Annotated in this window: 15 protein-coding genes; 7 read left to right on the top strand and 8 right to left on the bottom strand. The window is 55.3% G+C overall.

Annotated elements, in window-relative coordinates:
- Nucleotides 1-119: 119 nt before the first annotated feature.
- Both SH467x_RS09535 and der read right to left on the bottom strand, forming a co-directional pair.
- Nucleotides 120-2,606: a hypothetical protein gene (locus tag SH467x_RS09535; protein WP_482371038.1), complete on the bottom strand. Its 2,487-nt coding sequence runs from the start codon at nt 2,604-2,606 to the stop codon at nt 120-122.
- 239 nt (nt 2,607-2,845) lie between these two features.
- A complete protein-coding gene (gene der, locus SH467x_RS09530; protein ID WP_482371037.1) occupies nt 2,846-4,492 on the bottom strand; it encodes a ribosome biogenesis GTPase Der in 1,647 nt (548 codons plus the stop codon).
- A 161-nt stretch (nt 4,493-4,653) separates the two neighbouring features.
- On the opposite strand from der, the gene SH467x_RS09525 reads away from it, so the two are divergent.
- From SH467x_RS09525 to SH467x_RS09510, 4 genes are all read left to right on the top strand, one after another.
- The gene (locus SH467x_RS09525; RefSeq protein ID WP_482371036.1) at nt 4,654-5,592 is read left to right on the top strand and encodes a uracil-DNA glycosylase; all 939 of its coding nucleotides are present in this window, start codon (nt 4,654-4,656) and stop codon (nt 5,590-5,592) included.
- A gap of 68 nt (nt 5,593-5,660) precedes the next feature.
- Nucleotides 5,661-6,002 (top strand): hypothetical protein, encoded by a 342-nt coding sequence (locus tag SH467x_RS09520; protein WP_482371035.1) that lies wholly within the window; start codon nt 5,661-5,663, stop codon nt 6,000-6,002.
- Between the two features lie 178 nt (nt 6,003-6,180).
- Nucleotides 6,181-7,872, top strand: coding sequence for a S41 family peptidase (locus tag SH467x_RS09515; protein WP_482371034.1), 1,692 nt, complete (start codon nt 6,181-6,183; stop codon nt 7,870-7,872).
- A gap of 63 nt (nt 7,873-7,935) precedes the next feature.
- The gene (locus SH467x_RS09510) at nt 7,936-9,312 is read left to right on the top strand and encodes a DUF1501 domain-containing protein (RefSeq protein ID WP_482371033.1); all 1,377 of its coding nucleotides are present in this window, start codon (nt 7,936-7,938) and stop codon (nt 9,310-9,312) included.
- Nucleotides 9,313-9,316: 4 nt separating this feature from the next.
- Here the strand turns inward: SH467x_RS09510 and SH467x_RS09505 are convergent, their stop codons facing one another.
- Genes SH467x_RS09505 through SH467x_RS09495 form a run of 3 tightly spaced genes read right to left on the bottom strand, consistent with a single transcriptional unit; the run spans nt 9,317 to nt 11,848 of the window.
- The gene (locus SH467x_RS09505) at nt 9,317-10,237 is read right to left on the bottom strand and encodes an ATP-grasp domain-containing protein (protein ID WP_482371032.1); all 921 of its coding nucleotides are present in this window, start codon (nt 10,235-10,237) and stop codon (nt 9,317-9,319) included.
- 16 nt (nt 10,238-10,253) lie between these two features.
- Entirely contained in the window at nt 10,254-11,261 is a 1,008-nt protein-coding gene (locus SH467x_RS09500) for a lysophospholipid acyltransferase family protein (RefSeq protein ID WP_482371031.1), read from the bottom strand.
- A gap of 50 nt (nt 11,262-11,311) precedes the next feature.
- The gene (locus SH467x_RS09495; RefSeq protein ID WP_482371030.1) at nt 11,312-11,848 is read right to left on the bottom strand and encodes a DinB family protein; all 537 of its coding nucleotides are present in this window, start codon (nt 11,846-11,848) and stop codon (nt 11,312-11,314) included.
- A gap of 321 nt (nt 11,849-12,169) precedes the next feature.
- Here SH467x_RS09495 and SH467x_RS09490 point away from each other — a divergent pair, with 321 nt between their 5' ends.
- Both SH467x_RS09490 and mnmM read left to right on the top strand, forming a co-directional pair.
- Nucleotides 12,170-13,156, top strand: a complete 987-nt coding sequence (locus tag SH467x_RS09490; RefSeq protein ID WP_482371358.1) for an AAA family ATPase — start codon at nt 12,170-12,172, stop codon at nt 13,154-13,156.
- 6 nt (nt 13,157-13,162) lie between these two features.
- Nucleotides 13,163-13,768: a tRNA 5-(aminomethyl)-2-thiouridylate-methyltransferase MnmM gene (gene mnmM / locus SH467x_RS09485; RefSeq protein ID WP_482371029.1), complete on the top strand. Its 606-nt coding sequence runs from the start codon at nt 13,163-13,165 to the stop codon at nt 13,766-13,768.
- A 307-nt stretch (nt 13,769-14,075) separates the two neighbouring features.
- Here the strand turns inward: mnmM and SH467x_RS09480 are convergent, their stop codons facing one another.
- Genes SH467x_RS09480 through SH467x_RS09470 form a run of 3 tightly spaced genes read right to left on the bottom strand, consistent with a single transcriptional unit; the run spans nt 14,076 to nt 18,272 of the window.
- Nucleotides 14,076-15,323: a protein phosphatase 2C domain-containing protein gene (locus SH467x_RS09480; protein ID WP_482371028.1), complete on the bottom strand. Its 1,248-nt coding sequence runs from the start codon at nt 15,321-15,323 to the stop codon at nt 14,076-14,078.
- Between the two features lie 6 nt (nt 15,324-15,329).
- The gene (locus tag SH467x_RS09475; protein WP_482371027.1) at nt 15,330-16,667 is read right to left on the bottom strand and encodes a nickel-dependent putative hexonate epimerase; all 1,338 of its coding nucleotides are present in this window, start codon (nt 16,665-16,667) and stop codon (nt 15,330-15,332) included.
- Between the two features lie 57 nt (nt 16,668-16,724).
- Nucleotides 16,725-18,272, bottom strand: a complete 1,548-nt coding sequence (locus SH467x_RS09470) for a redoxin domain-containing protein (protein WP_482371026.1) — start codon at nt 18,270-18,272, stop codon at nt 16,725-16,727.
- Here SH467x_RS09470 and SH467x_RS09465 point away from each other — a divergent pair.
- Nucleotides 18,258-19,142, top strand: coding sequence for a PPK2 family polyphosphate kinase (locus SH467x_RS09465; protein ID WP_482371025.1), 885 nt, complete (start codon nt 18,258-18,260; stop codon nt 19,140-19,142). The two genes, SH467x_RS09470 and SH467x_RS09465, sit on opposite strands and share 15 nt — an antisense overlap.
- Nucleotides 19,143-19,145 lie beyond the last annotated feature (3 nt).

The following is a 19,145-nucleotide window of genomic DNA, read 5'->3' as shown; positions in this document are numbered from 1 at the left end:
CGTGGGGCGTGATTTGCACAATCAATCTGAACTACTTCTTAACATATGCGGCCCGACCAACATCATGCAACTAGGCCGCAATGAAATTTCAAATCGCTCGCTCCCCTTAGGAAGGAGCCTTACTCAACATTAGATTCACCAAAACTTAACTCCCTATTTGCCCCCTTTTCACCCTGAAGCCGCACTACGGTTACATCCTTAATCCGAAACTTGGGTGGTTTCTGGGACGGGGAGACACGACTCCCCGCGATCCACGGACGACTGATGGAAATACGTTTGGGGATCTCCGAAAGAACCTTGGAATTCGCCACGATCTCACCATTCACATAGCCAACACAATGGGTGGGCCACACTTCGATCGCCAACTGGAACGGTGCACCGTTTGGATTCTGAATCTGAACCGATTCATTTACCGTCTCGAATCGTTCATTCGGCCGAAAGGTCCACTCGACTGCGCTTCGAAAGGGCACAAATCGAATCCTAGCGCTAGTCTCGTCACCATACTGATCATTACTGCCGATAAGCAGGATAACCCCCTGTTCATCCGAAACATCGACCAGATTCTGTACGCTCATCTCCACTCGAAACGGTATCTCAATCTGTAAGCGAGGTGTTAGATAGAGACCGCCTCCTTCGGAGTCGCCCTCAAACTCCAAGGTGGCATCGTCGCTAGGTTTGAGAAGTTCGCTTGAAATCCAAAGAGCCCCGTCGGCGTCAAAGGGAATGCGAGTGGGCTTTCCTGAAAGGAAGGATTGACTCACTTTCAAGATCGATTGAGATATCTCGATCGCATCGCGTGTCGACTCGTCGAGCGCCTCCTTTGCGAGTTTCGCTACCATGGCTTCTGTTTCGACGAACGCATCGGGAGTAAGACCTTCGTTCGAACGTATCAATCGTTCCGCCAGAATTTTCCATTCCGGCAGCGGTTTGGCGGCGTAAGCGTTGGAGTAGGCACGCAGATGGGCCGGACTCATTTCGTAGTTGCAAAAACTATTTTCCGTACACAGATCTGGATATTGCTTCATCAGCCAGCTTAGGTTTTCAAAGTGATCCTCGCCCCATAGCAGCGAGCAAAACAGCGCCAGCGCATTCGGATCTACCCCGTCAAACTTGGGAACAGGATCTTGGGACTGCATGAACTGCACCAACTTTTGCACCGATCGAACCATAGCGGTTTTCAGATCCCTCTCTTCTAGCGCTCCTTCGTCCGTTGCGATGCTCAACGGACCCCAAGCGTAGTAGGGCACTTTTGATTCGGGATTGGTATCGAGCGTATTGATCATCATCGACGCCAGCCAAACCAGTTTCCGATTCGATCCTCCCCAACGCGTCATACAGGAGGTCCGATAGCTGTCGTAGAAGCTTCTATTATCAAACTCAATGGATAACGCATGCCGGAACCAAACGTCGATCGGACGCCCTGTTGCCCCGAAGCCAATTTGAGCCCCCATCAAATGGATCAGAATGTCAGGATGGTTTGGATTCAAGGTCCATGTCTTCAAAATGAGGCGTGAATTTAAATCGGCGAATCGCTCGAAGACTTCCAATTCGAGCGGCGGGATTTCGGAGTAGGGGCGACTCGCTCGATACTTGTCTTCAATCATGTCGCATAGCAGGCTCAAGGCATAGGTTTGCGACCATCCTCGGCAAGCAGGTTCTTTGCGAGCCAAGATTTCACGACAGATATCCGAGTATCCCGGCGCGGTGACAATCCTGGCGCATTGCTTCAATAAGTTCAGCGTCGAAAACAATAAACCTTCCGAAGATTGCGGGTCGGAAAAGATATCCGCATAGCTAGCTGCAAGCCTCTTTCCCGCCACCTCATTCTCGTCCTTCCATTCCGCTTTCGGATCGATAAACGATTGCTCGATGAGGATCCTCAAGTAAGGAGGGCTCTTCCGTTGCGATAAGGATTGGTGCGCCAGCATCCTCACCTCCGGCATCTTTTCCTTCTCCTTTCGAAGGCTGTGCGCATGCGCCCTTAGATAGAGCCCCAACGGATCTTTGGATTGCTCGAGGATGGCATACTCTTCGTCGGTCACTGCATCGGTGCCAACCAACCAGACACGCTTGATGAAGTCCAAGAATATCGGGGCAGCCTTAGCGCGGAACTCGTCCGGATCGAGCCCCACGTCGCGATAGTCCTGAATCAAGCTCTCGACGACGCCTTCGGTATGACGCACCCGCTCCTTCCTCTTTCGAGCTTCTGGATGGCCAAACGGTGTCTTCCAAAGATCCGAGAGGGCTGCCTTGAGATGGGGATCCTCCTCAAGTCGCTTAGCCTCCACCTTGTCGACTTCCTTCAGCAAGTCCTGCATGTCCTGGATCCAGGGCTGCGCGAGCCGCTCGATCTCCTCGTCATACAAGTTTTCATAGGCAGGCTGTGCGTACGAAAACCGGTGCTTCACATCTTTCAGAAAACTCATCGACTCTTGAAACGGAACCACCTTGCCAGGCGGACCGCTAGAAACCTCAGGAGTCGGAAACGATAGCAACTTGTACTTGCGGATTTGATACGTCAGCAAACCGCCGGAAACAACGATCAAACCGATCGCGAGTATCCACGTCTTGAGGGTACGGGAACGCTGGGGAGATGCAGCCATCATGTGAAGAGGATCCAAAGAGGGTGCGTGCCGGAACGCCCACCATGTACCTCTGCATGCTTCGTTTAAGAATCAGGAAGGCCGAAGGTACTTTCTGCGGGCGAGTAAAGTTCGAGCCCTGATTATACAAGAACCCGAACCCCTTGAACGGCTCGATCTCGAAAAACCAGAACGCCTCGACGCATCGCGATCCCGCTCCGATCGCGAGAACGCTGCCCAGGGATAAAGAGTTGCGAATCGGCTTACGAATTGCGGGTGGAAGGATTGTCCGAATCCGCCTCGTCTTCGTCGGGCAAATCAATCTCGATGTCTTCGAACTCGCTCAGCTCCTCGTCAGACTCGGCATCGTCAGAATCAGCATCTTCGTCCCCCGATTCGTCGCTCTCCAATTCTTCGGAGTCGAACTCGTTTTCGTTTTCCTCTTCGTAGGAATCATCGGAGTCGTCCAGTTCGTCATCCAGTTCGTCGTCGTATGCTTCGTCGTCAAAGGAATTGTCGTCGCTTTCGTCGACGATCGGCAGGAGATTGGCGCGCATGGCAGCGCTATCCCCGATTTCGTCTCGAGAGTCATCGCGAGCTCTAGGTTGGAGATAGAGCTTGATCGGGATCTCGCCAAACGGCAGATGGTCTCGAAGGAAGCCCAGCAGATAACGTCGGTAAGGAGCCGTGAAGCCCTGCGGTTGATTGCAGACCACGACGATGCTCGGGGGTGCCTCGCTGACTTGCGTTGCGTAATAGATCTTGGGGCGTTTGAGCTGATACAACGGCGGCTCGTGCTTCTCCACAGCCGCTTTGATCAATCGATTGAGTTGTCCCGTGGAGATCCGCTGTTGGGATTGCTTGAAAAGCATTTGCGCATGATTGAGCAATGCTTTGACATTCTTACCCGTTTGGCCTGTGACAAACCCGATCGGGCAATAGGCCATCGTGGGGAACATTTCGCGAACGTATCGAACCCATCGTTCGGTCGGCATTTGACCGGCGAGCTGATCCCATTTGTTGACGACAAAGATACAAGGCTTGTACTGCTCCGCGATGTAATGAGCAAGCTGCTTGTCGACCTTGCTCATCTGCTGTTTGCAATCAAAGAACAGCAGTACCACATCAGCCCGCCGAATGCTGCGCTGGGCACGATGGACACCGTACCAATCGATATCGGTCTTCACACTCTTGTTACGGCGAAGCCCCGGCGTATCGATAGCCATGAATTTGTGGCCATCAAGCTCGAACATCACGTCGACGCTATCGCGAGTGGTACCTGGCACTTCGCTGACGATGACTCGCTCCTCTTTCGCGAGTGAGTTGACGAAGGTGCTTTTCCCGACATTTCGGCGCCCGACAATGGCGACCTTCATGACGGGCGGCTCGATATCCTCAGGCTCTTCGATCAAGTCGGGTAAGCGCTGGACAATCAGATCCAGCAAGATGTCTTTGTTTCGGTTCTGCTGCACGCTGACCAAGGTCAACCAGCCTCGCCCCAATTTGCGAAATTCCTGAGCGTTCGCGTCCAGGGTCGGGCTATCGGTTTTGTTCGCCACCAACAAAATCGGCTTGTCGACCTTGCGAAGTCGAAGGGCCACTTCCTCGTCGAGCGGGACCAAGCCGGATCGCGTATCGACCACAAAGAGGAGAATGTCCGCTTCCTCGATGGCCGCCGTGATCTGCGCTTCCACTTGCTCGGTCAAGTCATCCACATCCTCGATGCCCATTCCCCCGGTATCGATCAGCTCAAAGTGACGGCCGTTGTGTTCGATCAACGTCGTCAACCGATCGCGAGTCACCCCTGCAGTATCCTCGACAATGGCCAAGCGACGGCCACCGATCCAATTGAAGATAGAACTTTTGCCGACATTGGGTCTGCCGACGATAGCAACGCGGGGAATTGGCATTATGAAGAGGTTGGTTGGACCGGACTGGAAAACCTGTTATCGTAGTCTCGATACGGGATTCGCGGGAGGGATTTTTCACTCCATTCCATTGCGAATCCCCGCTGGAATCCCCGCTGGAGTTCTGGTGCAAACGGGAAATCACCGACCGTAGAAGAATCCTCATGAACTCCTGGGCATCGCAGGCCGCCAAACAACTCTTTCAATCCTGGGCTCGCTCCGGCGTAACGCACGTTCCCCGTCCCAGCGATTTAGGGGTCCGCGATGCAGAAAAGTGGCTGGACCAATGGAGTGTTGATTCGGGGATCGAAGCCGCAAAAAACCTTGGTGTGCACCCAAGCTCCCCATTGAACAACGATGCACTCTCCCTCCCCTCCCCGGAACGGTCGGTTGCTGCTCCAGCGACCCCTCCTGTCACCCCAACTCCCCTCCCAACCTCGACCCCTCGGCCAGCGGCGACTCCTCTGCCGAGCCTCCCCGCAGGACAAACCACTTGGAGCGAACGCCCTGTTGAGCTCGCGATGCGGATCGAGCGCTTTCGTGTTTTGCAGGAAGATGTGGCTGCCTGTCGCAAGTGCACCGAAATCGTTTGCCGCCGTCAAAAGACCGTCTTTGGAGTCGGCCCGACGAACGCAAGGATTGTGATGTTCGGTGAAGCGCCCGGTGCCGACGAGGACCGCGCAGGAGAACCCTTCGTCGGTGCCGCAGGACAACTTATGGACAAGATTCTCGTCGCATCGGGCTTGAGCCGCGACGAGGTCTACATCATGAACGCGTTGCGATGCAGACCGCCAAACAACCGCACACCCACCGAAGCCGAAATCGAAAACTGCAGACCCTTCTTCGAATCCCAATTGGAAACGATTCAACCGGAATACATCGTCTGCTGGGGCGCGGTCGCCGTTCGAGCTGTCCTCCGTTCCACCGAAAGCGTAGGTCGTTTGCGGGGCAAGTTCCACAACTACCGCGGAGCAAAGGTCATGGTGACTTATCACCCTGCCTATCTACTCCGCAACCCCGACGCAAAACGACTTACGTGGGACGACATGAAAATGCTCATGCGAGAACTTGGCATCCCCATCCCGCCACCCAAACGCGCCTAATTGGAATGCATGATCGCACAAGACATATGCGGATTCCATTCGCTGATTCCATTCGCTCCTGAATGCGAATGTCACCGAAAGAAACTTCGGTGCAACAAAACGTTCAGTTCGGCACTCCCGCAGTTTCCACCTCTCGTCTTCCCTTACCCCATCTCCCCCCCTCGACATCCCTGTGCGTCTTGCCGCGCCAATTCCCTTTGCGAGCGTTGCGCCTTGGCGCGCCAATCCCCCCTGTAACTCAGACGTTGTTGGATAAACGCTTCCTCCCTGCACTGGCGGAGGGTTGCCTCGGACCTGCCAGCTCCTTACAGTTGGTCCGTACAAGACGTGCAGACGGACCTGTCGGCGAAACGACCGCAGCCCGCCTAAACAACCTAGACATCGCAGCTTACCAAGCCGGTGACGTTTAGAGTTTCTCGAGGGATCGAGGGCATTTGTCCGCATTTCCCATCTTTGCGCTACATCGCGACCAACCCTGAGGGACTTTTCCGGTTGCTGTGTTGGTGACGACAAAAGTCCTCCAGGTTTTTTTGACCGGCGCTTTTGGGACTGCATACTCCAATGCTTCCAGACCTCTCGGAAAATTCCATGTCCCCAACTGATTGCCCAAGCATGCTTTCCCATTTGAGAAAAGCTTTCGGTCTGATCACGATCGGTACCGCCCTCACTTTTGCTCCGTACTGTCTCCATGCCGACGAACCGGCAGGTCGCAGTTCGGCCGTTGTCGAGAGCGATGTGATCGAGACGGGTCGAAAATTGGAACAGGAACGCCGATGGCAGGAAGCGATCCTGCACTACGAGAAGTCGGCCAAAAAGAACCCAAGCTTCGCCGAGGTAGGTAGCCGCCTGCAAGTCTGCCGGGTGCACCACGACGTGACTCGCCGGTACTCCGATCGATCGTTCCTCCAAACCGTCGACTCGGCTAGCGCGTCCGAGACACTCCAAGTCTTCAGCGAGGTGATCGCCAAGCTAGAGGTCTACTACGTCGAGAAGGTCAACTACTACCACTTGGCTCTTCACGGAACCGCGTTCCTGGAAGTCGCTCTGACGGAGCCTGATTTCCTTGGCAAACATCTGCGGAACGCGGACCGCGAGAGCGTCGAACGCTTCCGCCAGAACATTCACAAGTCGGTGTTTGGCCGCCGAGTCACCAACGCGGAAGAGCTAAAGGCTACTGCGACCTACGTTGCGAAACTCGCTTACGATGAAATCGGACTCCCCACCAATGCCGTCCTCTACGAATACATCGCCGGATCGGTCGGATTGCTCGACCCGTATAGCGCGCTCCTGACCCCTGGCGAATACCGGGAAGTCATGTCGCAAATCGAAGGGAACTTGATCGGTCTCGGTGTCGAGTTGTGGGCTGAAGGAACGCAACTCCGCATCGTCGATGTCTTTCGAGGAGGACCCGCATACTTCGCCGGCTTGGTTCCCAACCAACATATCGTGAAAGTCGATGGCCTTTCCGTTCAAGAAATCGGAGCCAAAAAGGCTGCGGACCTGCTGAGAGGACCTGAGGGCTCTCAAGTTCAACTGCAACTCCAGACCGTCGACGAACGGTTGATCGATGTTCGAGTCGAACGTCGACGCGTTGACGTTCCTAGCGTTTCCATTGCAGAGATCGCCGAGCAAGGTATCGGATATATCCGAATCACCAACTTCCAAAAGACGACGCCTTCGGAGGTGAACAAAGCTTTGTATGATCTCTCCGGCAAAGGAATGAAGTCGCTGGTCATCGACCTTCGCAAGAATCCAGGCGGATTGCTCGATGCCGCGGTCGACCTTGCCGATCAATTCCTCACAGGAGGGACCATCGTCTCCACCCAAGGTCGCAATGGGATGGAAAACCACAACTTCACCGCCAAATCCTCTGGAACGTGGGACATCCCCCTCGTCGTACTGATCGATGAAGACAGCGCGAGCGCCAGCGAAATCTTTGCGGGCGCGATGCACGACCACGCCCGTGGAACGATCGTCGGCCAAACTTCCTACGGCAAAGGAAGCGTGCAGGGGGTCTTCCACAACGAAAAAGGAAATGGCGGTCTTCGACTCACGGTCTCCAAGTTCTATTCGCCCAATGGAACCCCGATCAGTTCCAATGGAATCCATCCAAATGTTCCGGTCGAAGTCGAGCCCTCGCCGAGTCCCGCCACGCTCGACGTCGTCGCGCTCAAACCCGCATCGGACGGGTCTCGCATGGTCAGCACGCAGATCAAAGTCGATTTGATCAAGGAGCGAGGACTGGAAATGGCTCGAAAAAAGATCCAGTTCGGTCGCTAACAACTGGCTATAATGGGGCGATCTCATTCGTCCCACCCCCGATCCTCTCTCCGGATCCCTGCCATGTTGACATTCGTCGGTAAAGGTACTGCTCAAACATGCGACGGCACTCTGCGTCGCGATTTTTTACAAGTCGGTGCACTGGGGGCAATCGGTCTTGGACTGCCCCAGTTGGCCGCTGCTGCCGAAGCTGGCAAGATCGACCCGAGCAAAAGCAAACGCTCGGCGATCATGATCTTCAATCTGGGTGCACCGAGCCAGCTCGATACCTTTGACATGAAACCGGACGCACCCGCTGAGATACGCGGCCCCTTTCAGCCGATATCCACCAGCGCTCCAGGAATCCAAATCTCGGAGATCCTCCCTCTCCATGCGAAGATCGCCGACAAGTTCTCCCTCGTACGGTCTTGCTTCCACCGCGGCGCAGCTGTCCACGATGCAGGGTGGCAGATCATGCAGACCGGGCGTCAATTTTCCGGAGGCGTCAATACTCCCCACGTCGGATCCGCGGCCAGCTACCTTCTCGGCCGTCGAACCGACCTGCCTCCCCACGTGGTTCTCCCCGAGACAATGGGACGCGGCGGCGGGAACCTTCCCAACGGGCAAGCGGGTGGATTTTTGGGCAAGTCGCACGACCCGTTTGCACTGATGGCGGATCCTTCGAAACCTGACTTCAAGGTCCCGGATTTGCTCCCTCCCGCGAACATCGGTACTGCTCGTCTCGATCGACGCAAACGAATGCGAGAAGTCGTCGAGAGCACGATCAAGAACTTTGAAACGAGCGAAGCCGCTCGCATGATGGACGAGAACTTTCAGTCGGCCTACCGCCTGATGACGAGCCCTCAAGCTCGCGACGCCTTTGACCTCACCAAAGAACCGGAGTCCGTTCGACAGCGCTACGGAATGAATCGCTTCGGCCAATGCTGCTTGCTCGCGCGCCGGCTCGTCGAAGCAGGCGTTCGATTCGTAACCGTCAATACATTCCTCACTGTCTTTGATGAAGTCAGCTGGGACATTCACGGCAGCAAACCCTTCACATCGATCGAAGGGATGAAGAACATCGTCGCACCGATGTACGACCAAGGCTATACGGCGCTCATCGAAGACTTGCACCAGCGAGGACTCTTAGAGGATACACTCGTTTGCAATCTGGCCGAGTTCGGTCGGACCCCCAAGGTGAATCCAGCAGGAGGCCGCGATCACTGGCCCCAATGCTTCACCGTCTACTTCGCCGGAGGAGGTGTCCAAGGTGGACGCGTCGTCGGTGCAAGCGACCCGATCGGTGCCGTGCCAGCCGACCGACCTGTCGAACCACCTGAGATCGTCGCAACCATCCTCCACTCCTTGGGATTGGATCTGGAAACCCATCTACCAGGCCCCGCAGGCCGACCTTTTCCGCTGGTCGACTTCGGTTACCGCGAGATTCGCGAACTGTTCTAGGCGATCACCGATCCAGCAGTCTCTGGATCAGCCGCAATGCAATGTCCTGTTCCACCGCGGCGCCTGTCGCACGCCAGCCCGGTACCGCGTTGACTTCGATCAGCATCGTTCGCCCATCCAGGGTTTCGATCAGATCGACACCTACCATCCAACCTCCCACGGCACGCGCCGCTCGGTACGCAATGTCGGCTTGCTCAAAGGTCGGCTCAAAGCGTTTCGCTTCGCCCCCCTGCGAGACATTGGCTCGCCAGTTTCCATTGCCATACCGACGCACACAAAAGAGTTCGTCATCCAGCACCAGCAATCGCAAATCATGGCCATCGTTCGGTAGGAATTCTTGGACATAGATCACCGCTTGAATCTGCGATAGCGTACTGAACACCCGCCAAGCCATGTCGTAGTCCGTCACCCGTACAATACCACGCCCCTCCCCGCCAAAGATCGGTTTGACAACACAATCCTCACCCAGTTGATGCCAAGCCTCGATCGCTTCATCACGCCCTTGGCAGCAAATTGTCTTGGGGGTCAGCAGGCCTGCATGGCGCGCTTTCTGAATCGTAAGCCACTTGTCGATGCAAATCTCCAAGCATCGCGGGCTGTTGAAGATCGGGACACCGAGTTGTTCGGCGACGTGCAACGCATTCATGCGAAAGATAACTTGCTCCAACGACCCGAGAGGCATCGTTCGAACCAGAAGAGCATCCAACGTGTCGAGCGACACGGATTCGATAGGTGTGGATGAATCGCGCAAAACCGTCGCCCGAGCGGAGTGGACGGAACAGCGTTCCTGCGATGCAGACTGCAATCGATCAAAGGCGAGGGGAAGGATCTCGACGCCACTCGTCTCGCCAGCGGCGCGCACCAAGTCTCGCATGTACCAGCCCATAGGAGAGCCCAACACGCCGATCTTGAAAGGAAGCGTCATGCCGATCAAACTCCCGTTAAGCCGCTTTGCGAGCGCGGGGGGCGGGAGGCGTTCGCCAGCGGCGATGAACCCACCAATACTGTTCGGGGTCTTTGCGAATCGCCTGCTCGAGCCGTTGGTTATACCAAGTCGTTAGGGCTGGGATTCCACTCAAATGCTCACCCTCTTTCTGAGGGTCGGCGACACCGAGCAAGGTGAGATCGAACTCGAGAGGCCGATCGCGGCGGACATTGCTGCATACCATCATCGGAGCTCCACTGCTCAACGTGAACAGCGCTAACCCCTTGTGACAGGATGCCAAACGCCCCATGAACTCGACCCAACAACCCTTCTCACCTGCATGCTGGTCGGCGAGCAACGCGAGTTTACCACCATCCCGAAGAAGGTCCTGAATCTCTTCCGAACTCCCTTCCTTCGGAAGAAAATGCTGACCGCCGAGAGAACGAAACCCCATTACAAAATCATGGATAAATCCGTTATCCAAGGGCCGGGCAATCGTCGTAGAGGGTATTCCAAACAATCCCGTAATGAATCCTGCCAATTCAAAGTTGCCGAAATGGCCCGAGACGAGAACAGCAGGACGTTTATCCATCAGCACTTCCAAAATGCCTCGCCGATCCGAGATGCGGTAATGCTCGTGCCAGTTCTCGCGGTGGATCTTGCGCGGCGCGTGGGCGATTTCACAGCACATCAACAAGAGATGATGCCACATCTCCCTCGTCACCTTCCGAGATTGCCTGGGAGACCAATCCGGATAGATCAACTGAAAGTTTTCCGCTAACAAACTGCGACGAATCGGAATCCAGTCGGTTATCAGATACGCCAACAATCGACAAACGCGATCGCAACGTTCGAGAGATGTCATCTGAATGACGCAAATGACCAACCGCAATGCTACGTACGCCAACCAATCGGTTAGTCCGTACGATTGATTTTGTGCATCGGCATGCGCGCTGCGAGACATAAGACCATCCGTGGCCAACTGGATCAGTTCGGAAACAAGACCACCAACTCCATTCGACACGTATGGTATCGATTTCTATCGATCGCGTACAGCGCATTTGAATGCTAGCACTAACGGACCGGATCCAGCCCATGCAATCGCCGCAGCATTCCGATCTGCCCGGCATGGATCGACTCATGAAGAGGGCAAAAAAGCAATGCACCGAGTTTGATTGGAAAGGCAGCGTAAGGCATTTCCGTCGGCTCGGCGAGATGATCAGACGAGAACGTTGGCAGCGCGGCCATCGCTTCGACATGAATGCGTTCCAAACAGCCGAGCAACTCCTCCTTAGATGGATTCTCCGCAGGGTCGCTCGATGGCTTGGTCCCCTTGCCGAACTTCTTGCGAAGCCAACCCGGCATCAACTCCAAGTCTCCTTCGGAACGCCCTCGCTGCCTGAATAACATCAAACCATATTGGGCGACCGCCAAATGCCCAACTTGCCAAGCGAAGTGAGACGATCCCCCTGAAGGAATGACGATCCAGAGGGAATCGGGAACATTGGCTAAGAGGTCCAAGGTATAGTTTCGTGCAAATTGCATCTGCCCGATGACGCCGTCTCGCATCGCGACCAAAGCCTCCGCACTGGGAATGACCAACTCGGACATATTTCGATACCTTTCTCTTTCACAACGATTGGATCCGGCTCTGTCTCGCAAAAATAGGGGGTTGCCACAAAAACTAGGTGGATGCGATCAAACGGACGGCGTTAGTGTAGTGGCAATCCAAGCCGTGGCGAGCCATCTTGTAGTAATGGGGCAAACCCGTGAAAATGGTCCCTTTGCTCAAGCTCTACGCCTTGATCGCCCAGCCGCGATCCTGGGCTTCATTCATCAACCCTGGACCATTCTGTGTCGAACGCACCCACCGGTAAACCAGTCAAAAGCATCGGCGATCTACTCCGCGAGTTTCGCGAGCACCGGGATCAGATGAAATCGGAGCTGGCGAAGGCGATTGTCGGACAGGACGAAGTGATCGAGCAGCTCTTCGCCGCCATTTTCACCCGCGGACATTGTCTGCTCGAAGGTGTCCCTGGCTTGGCGAAGACGCTCATGGTCGCCTCGCTTGCCCGCATCCTCGACGTGAACTTCAAACGCGTTCAATTCACCCCCGACTTGATGCCATCCGACATCACGGGGACGAACGTGCTCGAAGAGGACTCGAACGGAAAGCGGGAGTTCCGGTTCGTCGAAGGCCCGATCTTCACCAATATTTTGCTCGCCGACGAAATCAACCGAACGCCTCCTAAAACGCAGGCCGCCTTGCTCCAGGCGATGCAGGAACGAGAAGTGACCGTCGGCCGACAAACCTACTCCCTCCCCGATCCGTTCTTTACAATCGCGACACAAAACCCCATCGAACAAGAGGGAACCTACCCACTGCCCGAAGCCCAATTGGATCGATTCATGTTCAACATCAAAGTGGGATATCCATCGGCCGAAGAAGAGGAAAAGATCCTGCTATCCACCACGCGCGCCGACAAACCGGAGATCTCGAAAGTTCTATCCGCCCGCGCAATTCTCAATATCCAGAAACTCGTCGGCAGCGTCGCTGTCAGTCCCTTCGTCGTGAAGTATGTCGTCGCGCTGGTCCGCGCCACCCGCCCTAGTGAACCCGATGCCCCCGAAGTCGTCAAAGAACTGCTGGACTTCGGTGCAGGTCCGCGCGCTGGTCAATTCTTGATCCAAGCCGGCAAGGCGATCGCTGCGATGGATGGTCGCTTCAGCGTTGCCATCGAAGATGTTCGCAAAATCGCAATCCCCGTCCTTCGCCATCGCTTGGCCACCAATTTCCAAGCGCAAGCGGAAGGAATGACATCCGACAAAGTCATTCAGCGATTGCTCAAGGATATCAAGGAGCCTGCCGTTCCTAAGTACGGTGGTATCGATCCCGCACTCGCCCCTCCGGTGCAGTAATCGGTTATGCACTTCACCGTCGAAGCCCAAGAACGGATCCGTCAGCATGTTGACTCCATGCGAGACGCCTCACGCAAGCTCCTTGCCGTGGATGCAACCGCAGGGAACGGATTCGATACGCTTTTCCTGGCCCAACTGGTAGGCGATCAAGGAGTCGTGATTGCAATCGATCGGCAACCGGCGGCGATCGAGGCGACGCGTGCTCGGCTTGAGGAACACCAACTGATGGAACGAGCCAGGCTCATCGTTGGCTGCCATTCGCGGTTGCGTGAAACCTTGAACGATCCCGAATTGGTCCAGCATGCGGAATCGGTTGAGAGCAATGGGTTGGCGATCGATATCGCCATGTTCAATTTGGGATACTTACCACTCGGTGACAAGTCGATCATTACGCAATCGCCAACAACCCTGCGAGCACTCGATCAAATCGCATTGCGGCTGAAGGGAGATGGAATCCTAACAGTGATCTCCTATCCAGGGCACGGCGGCGGCAGCGAAGAACATCAAGCGGTGTGCGATTGGTTCCAAAGCCAAGTAAATCGATTTGCCGTGGAGGCTTTCCGCGATGAGAACAACCCCCGCAGCCCCGTCCTCTGGCTAGCCAAACGGTAATGGAATCCCTGTCGAACGGTCGTCTCATGTCGAACGTTCCTCCCTTTTGTCCTGAAAGGACTTGAGACATTAGCCGGGGGTTGAGCGCAAGCGATACCCCCGGCTACAAGCTTGGAGCCTTTCAGGATCCATGGCGCAAAGGAACGACCGCTCGCTTCGCAACACTCTCGCGGAAATCGCATCTCCCACATGCCGTTTGAAGACAGGACCGTGGGGGGAAAGGTTTATTAGATTGCGCGATGCGTCAGGCGATCCAGATCTGTCGAGGACGACAGATCGACTTTGGGGGACGGCAGATCGACATTGGCTAACTTTCCAAGACGATCGCGGTTGCGTTGTCTCGGCCAGATTCCGCCACTGCGTTCAAAACAAGCCGCTGCGCCGGAGATTGATCGACCACGGATGATTCCGGTCTAAGAACCAAATCTTCGATCGCCCGATCCCACAATCCATCAGTGACTCCATCGGTGCAAAGAATCAGCTTCTCACCCGCCTGCAGCGTGAACCGCCCCACTTGCGGTTCCGCAAATTGGTTACCCGCCCCCAACGCCTTCGCAAGAACATTTTTACGCGGGTGCGTGCGAGCCTCCCGCTCATTGATTTTACCTGAACGACGAAGCCAACCCACATGGGTATGATCCTCGGTCGTTTGCTCCATCTTCATATCACCTTCGGCGCTTTTGCGAATGCGATAGAGACGCGTGTCCCCGACATGCGCGAACATCACGACCGATTTGTGAACCCAAACCATCGTTAAGGTCGCCCCCATGTTGATGCACAGGGGATCGTACGAACCCAATTTGACAAGCTCGCTGTGAATCGCTGCGTAGAGCTCCTTCAAAATCGATTGCGAGTTCTCCTCCAAATGCCGTTCGGACATCAAGTAAGCGCGAGGCAGAAGCCGCGTGATGTTGTCGAGGGCGATCTTCCCTGCCAACTCTCCGGAACGCTCGCCCCCCATGCCGTCGGCGACGGCGAAAAGCAAATCGCAATTCGCCGTGTTCATCGAACCTTGCTTCCCCAGATACCGCACCCCTCGTTCGTCGATCAGCATCGCGAGAAAGCGATCTTCGTTGTTGCTCCGAAAGGTCCCTTGATGGGTCATCGCGGACCATTTCAAATCGCGTGGGTGCGTTGCATCGCTCGCGGCATTCTCCTCTTCACTCGCGGACTCCGACGATTCCTCGAGGAACGTAGAGAACTCGAAATCGATAATGCAAAATCGGCCATCCGATGCTCGATAGGTGATATTTCGCAGATAAGGATCGTCGTGACGGATTCCGTAGGATTCCAATTCGGCAAAGATCTCTTTGATCCGCTCTTCTCCCATCCGTTCGACACGCGCGCCGCAATTCGAGGTGACAATCTCCAACCGATTCTTGTCCGCCGCGATCAACCGCGGAACGAACGGGCATTTCCTTTTCTCAAGGTATAGCAAGGCCTTGCATTCGTTCTCGAATCGCTTCTCCGCCTCGGGACCTTGAAACTGTTTGTAGACTCGTCCGTCGTATCCGATGCGTACGACGGCGCGCTGGGTGTTTTTGGCTTCAAACATATTGGACTAAAACGCGTGGGGATGGTTGCTGTGCATCCAAAGGCCTAACCCCGGATTGCGAATGAAGTAAAAGCGTTCTCCGGTCTGACTCTCGTTCCAACCATCTTGAATCTCTGCGACGCGATACTCGCTCATGGCTTGATCGGGCGATCCTTTGAAATAACCGACCCCTTCCAGCTCCTGCTGGGTGAGTTTGTCCGTACAGTATTCCACTCGGAATCGATTCTCAGGAGAAGCATGGATCAAATGGGCTGCGGTCGATAGATTGGCGCGAAGATCTTCGTTCTTCGCGACCATTTCTTTTACTTCCGGTGTCGTGCGATATCCGTATTTTCGGATCAAGCCATCGACATCGTCGTGTTCACCGAATCGAGCAACACCGGGCGCGATCACGACGAGCGTTCCGCCATCGGCGATGGCCATGCGTGTTCGATAGATCGATTTGTTGGCCACCCATGTCTTCTTGTATTTGCTTGGATCCATCCACACCACGATCTTCTTCGGGGACTCGGGGATGCGGAAGCAATTGACTTGAGCCGCCAGCTCCCCTGCGATGGTGAAAACGGAATGGTCATCGCCGACGTATAAACCTCGCACGACCGGCCCGAGATCTGGCGTCGATTCCACGACGGTGAGGACATACACCACAGGTCGATGGGTGAGATAGAGGTCGGCAGCCCGGTTCAAAATTCTTCGCAGCGGGGTATCGCATCGTCCCATGATCCGCTCCATTCCATAGAGCGCGCTCAAGTAATGACTGCCATCGATCCCTTCATTCCCGCCGGTCCCCACGAATATATTCTTCGTGTAATTGGCCATCCCGATGACTTCATGCGGCACGACTTGTCCGATCGACAAGATCAGATCGTGATCCCCTCGCGAAATGATCTTGTTCACTTGCGCCGGCCAAGCTTCGGTGTAGTTCCCCTCGGTGACAGAGTCAACGAACTCGGCGTCCACGTAGCCGAGTGTGTCCACATCGGTCTTGTAGTGATGGACACGAATGAGATGCCTGGGAAAGTTCCCGAACATCTTGGTCAGCTCTTCCTCGTTCATGGCCGAATGGGTACCGAGGGCAGGCATCACATCGGTCAGTTTGTCCCCCAGCACCTGCAATGCAGCGTGGGTGATCGGTCCGGCCTGGGAATCGAGCCGAGTGTGGTCGGGAGGAATCGCCAACACCTTTTTGGCCCCGCCCCGAGCCACCAACGTCGTCTCGATGGCTTCAATGAAGTCAGGCATCCCAAGCACCGACTGCTTGGAACCTCGCGAAAAGTAAATCGTCATACGGGAAAGGATGTTCGAGGGAACGCGGGGAAGTCCGGTGAAGTCTGGGGAAATCACCGTGCGTATGATCCCAAAATCTCCCTGCGATGGATAGCTACCGTTCTCCCACGAAAGTCACTTTTTCGGACGCGATTCCGGCGTTCCATCCTCCTCTCGCAGTAACTCCGCGACCAAGTCCTCGATTTGCTTATCCCCGGTCGCCCCCTCCCAATTCAACTCCCCCTGCCACCAAAGCCTTATATACCCCCGCTTGTCCACGACATACACCGTCGGCCACATCGTATTCCCCCAAGCATCCCAGTTCTTCATCTCCGTATCGATCAACACCGGAAACTCGAACCCATTCTCCTTGGCATCCCGTCTCACTTTCTCCGCATCTCGCTCCGCTGTCGTTTCCGGGGATTGAATTCCGATCACCTGCACGCCTGAGGAAGCAAGCTCTCGCTGCCATCGCTGATAAATCGGGAAGTTCCTTTTGCAATTGCCGCACTGAAATGCATAGAAATGCACAAGCACCACCTTGCCTCGAAGCCCCTCCAACGCGACCGGCTCATGAACCCACTCCGTCGACGGAACCAACTCAGGAGCCAACGGATAAATACGCTTGAGCTTCGAAGTGTCAAATGGCTTCCCTATCAGCAATCCAAGCCGCTCTCGCTGCCGCGCGCTCAGTAACGCTACGACCTTTTTCGGCTCCTCCTCTAACACGCGCGCCAACCTCTCCGCGGCAGACTCCTCCACTTGACCTGGCTTCGGAAACGCTCGCTTGCGAGTCTCCTCTGTAACGCCGAACAAGACCGTTAAGGATTCCAACTGGGAATCCGTTATCCCAAGATACCCCACCACCTCCGGACGAATCAACGCTCGCACCCCCTGAGATTGCCATTCCAGCTGCCGCAACCTCTTGATCACATGCGGACCAAACGACTCCGACAAAAATCGCGCTAACCGGTCTTCTAACAACGCCGTACTCTTTCGATGCTCCACATCCGGCCTTATCCGCCCGCGGAACCACTCGCCATCGATCGTCCGCAAAAAATCCTCGACCTTCTCGCGCTCCGATCGAGGGACCCCAATCTCATCCAAGACCTGCGGCGCATGCACCAAACTCAACATCGTCTGCGGAACCAAAAGACTCTCGGCAGATAAAGTACTCCGGACAGGATCGATCTTCCCCTGCCCTACTACCACCTCCTGCCCTAGCACCACCTCCTGCCCTACTACCGGCTCCTGCCCTAGCAGCTCCTCCCGCTCTACCAACCCAGCAAGCCCCCATCCCGATACGACCGAAATCCATCCCATCGCCACGGCAACCCATCGCATTCGCTCACGATTCCACATGCTTTTTCCCTGCGCTGCTGACCAAACCACTCCCCAAAACTCGACCGAATTAGACGAGCCCACGTGGGTGATTTGGGAAGGGAATGCAAAAGACGGGCCAATGGGGAAGACCAAGGCGATCCCCCCCTTCGTTCCCCACTTCCCCACACTTTCCCCACGATTGATCGAATCGGAATCTGCAGGGATCGCGAGGAGGGTATCGAATTGCGTTGCAAAATGGGAGAGGGTGTCGCGAGATTGAACGCGCCGAGCGATTGGCCGAATTAAGATGGAGTGAAGAAATGCCAGCCAACCAGCGAGAACATCATGACGAAGAAACATCGATTTGACCATAAAAAGTTTCGCGTGAAGGAAGGGTCCAAGGTCGACTTGTCCGAACTCGCGACCAAAGCGGGCAAAGAGTTCAAGGGGAAGCCAGAGGGACTGGCCGCATTGTCGGTCGACAACGAAGACCTCGACGAAGCACAATCCCGCTTGTACGCGTCAGGCGAACGTGCGCTGCTGATCATCCTGCAAGGCATGGATGCGGCCGGAAAGGATGGCGTCATCGAACACGTCATGCACGGCATCAACCCCCAAGGGTGCCGTGTCCACAGCTTCAAAGCCCCCAACGACGAGGAACTACAACACCACTTCCTATGGCGCCCCATGCGATTTCTCCCCGCCAGAGGAATGGTCACGATCTTCAATCGCTCTTACTACGAAGAAGTCATGGTGGTTCGAGTCCATCCCGAATTCCTCCAACCCCAAAAACTTCCTCCGATGAAAAAACTCGGGGACTTGTGGAAACAACGCTACGAGGAAATCCGAACCTTCGAAGAAACACTGGTCGCAAGCGGCACGTCCGTACTCAAATTCTTTCTCCATGTTTCCAAAGAAGAACAAAAGAGCCGGCTTATGGAACGCTTGGTCGATCCCAATAAACGATGGAAATTCAACGAACGCGATCTCGATGAACGGCAACTCTGGAGCGAACATCAAACGGCCTACGAAGAAGCTCTCGCAGCCACCTCAACCAAAAAAGCACCCTGGTTCGTCATTCCTGCCGACGACAAATGGTATGCGCGGGCCGCGATTGCGGACATCATCGTCGGTCATGTCGAATCCCTGGGGCTGAACTATCCTAAAGTTCCCAAGTCGCAGGAACCGCACTACGCACAGTTGATCGAGCGACTCGAAAACGAAAAGTAAACC

It is taken from the genome of Brakhagea slesvicensis (assembly GCF_052161625.1).
In the GTDB taxonomy this organism is placed as follows: Bacteria; Planctomycetota; Planctomycetia; order Pirellulales; family Pirellulaceae; genus JBKCUI01.
The sequence above is the reverse complement of the archived record's forward strand: the minus strand, read 5'-3'. Positions and strand labels throughout refer to the sequence as shown.

What these genes read in the sequence shown, in the direction of transcription:
- SH467x_RS09535 (WP_482371038.1), bottom strand. Translation starts at nt 2,606, where the DNA reads ATGATGGCTGCATCTCCCCAGCGTTCCCGTACCCTCAAGACGTGGATA.
- der (WP_482371037.1), bottom strand. Translation starts at nt 4,492, where the DNA reads ATGCCAATTCCCCGCGTTGCTATCGTCGGCAGACCCAATGTCGGCAAA.
- SH467x_RS09525 (WP_482371036.1), top strand. Translation starts at nt 4,654, where the DNA reads ATGAACTCCTGGGCATCGCAGGCCGCCAAACAACTCTTTCAATCCTGG.
- SH467x_RS09520 (WP_482371035.1), top strand. Translation starts at nt 5,661, where the DNA reads ATGTCACCGAAAGAAACTTCGGTGCAACAAAACGTTCAGTTCGGCACT.
- SH467x_RS09515 (WP_482371034.1), top strand. Translation starts at nt 6,181, where the DNA reads ATGTCCCCAACTGATTGCCCAAGCATGCTTTCCCATTTGAGAAAAGCT.
- SH467x_RS09510 (WP_482371033.1), top strand. Translation starts at nt 7,936, where the DNA reads ATGTTGACATTCGTCGGTAAAGGTACTGCTCAAACATGCGACGGCACT.
- SH467x_RS09505 (WP_482371032.1), bottom strand. Translation starts at nt 10,237, where the DNA reads ATGACGCTTCCTTTCAAGATCGGCGTGTTGGGCTCTCCTATGGGCTGG.
- SH467x_RS09495 (WP_482371030.1), bottom strand. Translation starts at nt 11,848, where the DNA reads ATGTCCGAGTTGGTCATTCCCAGTGCGGAGGCTTTGGTCGCGATGCGA.
- SH467x_RS09490 (WP_482371358.1), top strand. Translation starts at nt 12,170, where the DNA reads ATGAAATCGGAGCTGGCGAAGGCGATTGTCGGACAGGACGAAGTGATC.
- mnmM (WP_482371029.1), top strand. Translation starts at nt 13,163, where the DNA reads ATGCACTTCACCGTCGAAGCCCAAGAACGGATCCGTCAGCATGTTGAC.
- SH467x_RS09480 (WP_482371028.1), bottom strand. Translation starts at nt 15,323, where the DNA reads ATGTTTGAAGCCAAAAACACCCAGCGCGCCGTCGTACGCATCGGATAC.
- SH467x_RS09465 (WP_482371025.1), top strand. Translation starts at nt 18,258, where the DNA reads ATGACGAAGAAACATCGATTTGACCATAAAAAGTTTCGCGTGAAGGAA.
- SH467x_RS09470 (WP_482371026.1), bottom strand. Translation starts at nt 18,272, where the DNA reads ATGTTTCTTCGTCATGATGTTCTCGCTGGTTGGCTGGCATTTCTTCAC.